This is a genomic window from Porphyromonas loveana (genome assembly GCF_003096695.1).
In the GTDB taxonomy this organism is placed as follows: Bacteria; Bacteroidota; Bacteroidia; order Bacteroidales; family Porphyromonadaceae; genus Porphyromonas; species Porphyromonas loveana.
In genome coordinates this window covers 1-5,227 of sequence record NZ_QEKY01000031.1, presented here as the reverse complement: position 1 = coordinate 5,227, position 5,227 = coordinate 1, and the positions used below count along the sequence as shown (strand labels likewise).

4 protein-coding genes are annotated in these 5,227 nt (G+C 53.7%); all 4 read right to left on the bottom strand.

Features of this window, described 5'->3' with window-relative positions:
• Positions 1–990 (bottom strand): fimbrial protein (locus C7382_RS09895; RefSeq protein WP_116680098.1); only part of this gene is annotated, 990 nt, incomplete at its 3' end.
• 14 nt (positions 991–1,004) lie between these two features.
• A complete protein-coding gene (locus tag C7382_RS09890; protein ID WP_116680097.1) occupies positions 1,005–2,330 on the bottom strand; it encodes a fimbrial protein in 1,326 nt (441 codons plus the stop codon).
• Between the two features lie 129 nt (positions 2,331–2,459).
• The gene (locus tag C7382_RS09885) at positions 2,460–3,413 is read right to left on the bottom strand and encodes a FimB/Mfa2 family fimbrial subunit (protein WP_116680096.1); all 954 of its coding nucleotides are present in this window, start codon (positions 3,411–3,413) and stop codon (positions 2,460–2,462) included.
• A gap of 132 nt (positions 3,414–3,545) precedes the next feature.
• Positions 3,546–5,042, bottom strand: coding sequence for an Mfa1 family fimbria major subunit (locus C7382_RS09880; protein ID WP_165815155.1), 1,497 nt, complete (start codon positions 5,040–5,042; stop codon positions 3,546–3,548).
• Positions 5,043–5,227 lie beyond the last annotated feature (185 nt).

Here is a 5,227-nt window from a genome sequence, read left to right as displayed (position 1 = left end):
CAGATCGTACTTATACCAGTTATTCCGGATCACTTTTTCGGGCAGGGGGAGTCGGTAGAGCTCGGGCCCGAATTCAGGCGGGGGGAGATTGCCGTCATCCACGCGGGGAAGGGCCAACTCTATGGCAGCCCCCTTGTTGTCCCGTTCGTTCAGATAGGTGACGATCCTCAGTGCCGTCACTTTGCCGTCTGCATTCAGGGAATACCCTGTTCCCGCGTCCGGCACAGGAGAGGTATTTAACGTAGCGCCCCATACGGTCCAATCGGTCATCTGAGGCCAAATGTCGTTCGCAGAACTAACGAGATTGTCCGGTTTGGTTGAGGGTTTTACTACGTAGGTGTCTTTGTCGAAGTTTACGTATCTGAATTTAAACTCACTCAGATTACCATTGACAATGGTCGGCAGAGTCTGAAATTTTTCACTTAGGGCAATATTCAGCTCCACCTTGGCCACGGCACGTACCAGGGGCACATTGTCCAAAAGATGATTGGCCGTGAAGTCGTGCGTTTTGTTTCCGGCCATCAAGAATGGAGAGACGATATTGGTCGACCACGGCAGGGCGGTCGTCCGCCTGACGCTCTGCAGACCGCTTTCCGTTGTGACGGCATCCAGAGCCGTCTTCATCGTCGGATCGACATTGGTGATGACGTACACGCGGCGCTCTCCGGCCTGGGTCTGGGTCATGTCCAACTTCACCTTCATCTCGGCCGCATTCCACGTACCGCCGGCGAAAGTGTTGCCGGTGATATAGTACCTGTCGGGATTGGCTCCCGTATTGTCAAAGAGCACGAGATAGAGATTGGTGATCAGCCGCTCGGCATCGCTGCCCTGGCTTCGTTCTGCACGGACGGTTCCGCCGGCATTGGTGAATTCGTCCACGCGCAAAGAAATCTCAATGGATCGGTTCGCGGTCGGCTCCACGGGAGTCTTCGAGCACGCAACCAAGAAAAGGCTCGCTAAGAACGAGACATATAGCAGATAATTTTTCATAATTTCTTTTCCCTCTATTTCTTGATGAAAACATGGTCGGGGACGTTGCCCGTGCCGGGTGTCCGGTTGTAGTAAACCTCCAGATAGGCAACGCCTGCGGCCACGGCATCCCGGTTGACCTGATAGGTGGCGGATGCGCCGTCGGCCAATTGGCTGAACGTTTGTGTCGTGTTGCCGGTTGTGCCGAAGTGAGCGCCGTTTTTGGCTACGAGCGTCACCTGATGGGGATCGCAGTTGAGCATCGTGTTCGTGATGGTGATTTTGCCGTCTTGATCAACTTCCACATTGTAGCCGTAGCCCATATAGGTGTCTTTGGCCACCACATTCCAGTCGGTGATGGAGTATTTGATCTCTATTTTGTCGGGCAGATTCCGGATCTGATATCTGTAATGATGGTTTCTGTAAATCATGTAGTCGGGCTTCTGGGGCAGCTCACCCTTGGCAAAGGGCAGATACTGTCCGCCCGGGATGGCTGCATCATGGGTGATGACAGGTACATCGTGCACGAGACCGCCCTTGGTCGTAATGCGGAAATAGTTGATGGGTTGGTTGTTTACGTTGCCGGCCATTCCCCACCATTTCGTATTGGGAATATAGGCTTCCGGCATATAGGCGAGCCAACGGTTCGTCGTTCCCACGCGTTTGAGCGTCACCGTGCCGTAGTAGTGCGTGGGCTCTGTCTGGACAGAGAGCAGACGGAAGTGTCTGTTGGCATTGATCAACTCGATCGTATGGAGGTTCTCGACGCCTTCGGTCAGGATCACTTCCAATTTGGCCACCACGCGTACCAATTTCACGTTGCTCTCTCCATTGGGTTTGAAGGGCAGGGGATTGGAGGCCGTTCCGCCCGAAGCAATCGTCTGATTCGTATAGACGCGTGCCATCGGGAAACCGACTTCGTTCGAGGCTCCCAGATAGTGTGCCGCTGTCAGTTCGCGGACATCCTGCATGAAAGCGTCCATTTCGGCCTTGGTCGTAATCGCACTCAGTGCCGCCTGGACAGCCGGCATATTGGCGATAAAGTAGAAGTCACGCTGCCCCGGGGTCATTTTCGTTGTAAAGGCGTAGGTGCTCTCTCCGCTTCCGATCGTCGTGGTGACGTGCTCGGCAATCTTTGTGCCCGTTCCTGAGTCGAAGACCAACATGGCGAGGCTGTGTACACGATCCTCGAAGTCTTCCGTATCCATATTGATCGATTCCTCGCCATTGGTGTGCGCCGCTCTGGCACTCACCGAGAGAAAGACGTCGGGTTGCGTCTGGGGCCCTGTCTCTTTGTTACATCCCGAGAGGATGAGCAGAAACAAGAGGAACACAATATGTTTGATTTTTAACAGCTTCATTTTCCGGATATTTAGTTTCATAGTTCTGTATCTCTTGTTGCGGCACCGGAGGCTCTTTCCTAACCAAGAGTGCCGCCTAATCAAGTCTTGCTTGTGCTTTCTCTCCCCGCGGGAGAGTGAGCGGAGGTGTTAAAACTCGACGTCGTAGGTGTGTACGAGCCAGTCGTTCACCCATACTTCTACGATCATATAGCCACCGTTGCAGGGATTGGCCTTTAGTCGCACCTCGAAGTCGTTGAGACAGCGGAAGTTGATGTTAGCCGCATAGTTGCTCGTCAGGATGATGCCCACCAGATCGGTGCGGAAGAACTCCTGGCCCGTCTTCTTGTCCATGACGATGAGCGTGTTCTCGTGACCGCTCTCGAGCTTGAGGGTGGTGAAGAAGGCTCGTGCCGTGCTGTCGCTCACGACCAGGGTCTCGCCCGGGTAGTAGGTGGAGTCGGCCTTGGCCACTTTGCCGTTGATCTGATAAGTGCCGTTGCTTGATGCCAGACGCACCTCGTAGTCTTCGGGGTTGGGCACTCCTTCGACGAATACGGTCACGCGATTGGTGTACTCGCGCAGATTGGCGCGCGTGTGGATATATTGGTCTCCGCCGTCTTCCATGTCCTGCAGATGTGCCACGGGTGACTCGCCGTACCAGAGCGTCGCTCCGGTCAGGTCTTCCCCCGTCATGCCTGCCTGCTTGAGGCGGAAAAGAATTTGCTGCTTGGTGGTTTGGCCTACGACTACGTCCCGCAGATCGTAATGGCCGCTGATGTTACCCCATGCCAGAATGGTGTAGAGCCCCTCGTCCTTGAGCGGCACCAAGAGCTCGTAATCGCTTGACAACCGCACGTTGTCAACCGTCTGTGTGCTGCAAAGCACATTGTTGGCATCGAAAGCATAGACATTCAATCGCGTCACTTCGACGGGATAGGACGGTGCATCGGCACATTCCGTTTGTGCATAGAAGTTGACGTAAATACCTCGCTCACAATTGTCATAGTTGTTCTGGTCGTAGATCAATTTGTCACACGAGGTCAGTGCCCCCAGGAGCGCCAACAAAACCGGCAGGGCAAGAAACAGTTTGCGAATATCCATTTGCTTATGTTTTAGTTATTCGAAAAATAAAGAAGAAAAACAAAGGGAGAGAGACCCACGGTCTCTTCTCTCGGAAAGAAACGATGATTCTCTCCCCCTTCTCTTTTTAGCTATGCGAGATCTCTCGTTTGATTAGAACTCGATATCATATGTGTGCAACGTCCAGGGAGTCACCGTCACTTCTACGACCATGTAAGTCTTCTGTACGGGCAGCGGCTCTTCGGGGTTGGGCGTGTCGGGGTCTTCGGGGTCCGGCGTGTCGGGGTTGTTGGGCGTATCCGGGTTGTTGGGGTTTTGCGGATCTGTGGGAACGAACGGATTGCCGGAAAGACCGATGTTGCGGAACTTGGAGATGTTCACATTGTAGATGTTGTTACGACGAGCCGGAGATATCGTCCATGTTGTCGGATCCAACGTGTTGGGGTTCAACCAGGCATAGTAGTAAACGGCTGCGGCCTTGTAAGTCACAACGCGAGGAGTGGTCGCAGTTCCGGAAGCGGGATTGGCTGCATTTGCATTTGCTTCCGAGGCATAGAACTTACCCGTTACGAGTCCCAGGAAGAGGTCGCCGCCGGCTTGGTATGCAGCTTGTTCGCCGGCTGCCCACATGGCCGGGGCGGGCGTGAGTTTGCCCTTGACGAGGATGTAAGCCGTGTTGCCCTTTCTGTAGTCTGTATCGGCATGAGTCGTTTCAGAGACATACTTGTATGCTACGTTGGGAACGTCGGTTGCCGCATAAGGGGCATTCAGTTGGTGAACCGGCGTTCTGTTGGCCAACTGAGAGTAGTCGTAGTGGGCCATGGCTCCGGCTGCTCCGTTGTAGTCGTTTACGGAAGTCGGGATATAGCCGGCTGCAGGAGAGAGCGCATCGGTCTTTTGCTGCAGGTAGTACTTCTTCTCATACTGAGCCACGGACCAGTTCAGGTCAGAGACTGTGGCGATCAGCACTTCCGTGCCGCCCGGGCGCAGAGCTTTGATTTCGTAGGCTCCGTTCACGGGCTGCTGTGTGATCGTCATGGACACACGGGCAGCTGCACGCTTAACCGATATGGCCACCTTGTTCTGTGTGGGAGCATTGGCCGCGCTTACATTAGGCAGAATCGTCTGTTCCACGGGGTCCCCGGACATGAGCATCACATCCTTGCCGGATTCGAGCTTGGCAATCTCGCTTCCTGCCTCACCGAAAGCCACGTAGGCAGCCTCGTAAGCTGTCTTGAGGTCCGCGGCATTGGTGGCTGCGTTCAGGGCTGTTTCTACGGCAGGCGTGATGTTGATAACGGCATAAACTGTTTTCACGCCGCTCTTTACCTGGAAAGGTGCCGTCGTTACCGTGGCTCCGGTCGCGGGCGTAGCGTCCACGGTCAGGTCCGCAACGGCGAGCTTTCTGACCTCTACCTTGCCATCGCCGGCCAGATAGATTGTCATGTCGTTGATTTTGTCAACACCGGCATAGGTGCCGATAGAATTGTAGTCGCCATCTCCGGCTCGGTTCTGCTGGGGTACGGACATCGAAACGGATACGTAAGTATCTCCCTCGGGATTTACCTGCGCACCATTGTCATCTTTGTTACAAGAAGTCAACCCGAATGCGAGTAGAGCTCCGACCAAAAACAATTTGTTTAACTTCATAATCGATTGTTTTGAAAAAAATAATATGATTAAAACACACTAAAAAAGCTTGTCTCTTGAAAGACACACCCCTAAAACAGCGGGGCAAAGACTTTGTTCTATAAAGACCGACTTAAGGCGGACATTATCTCACAAGACTCATATACACTATGCCCGCCGGCATAATCCGAGTATAGAACTAAGAG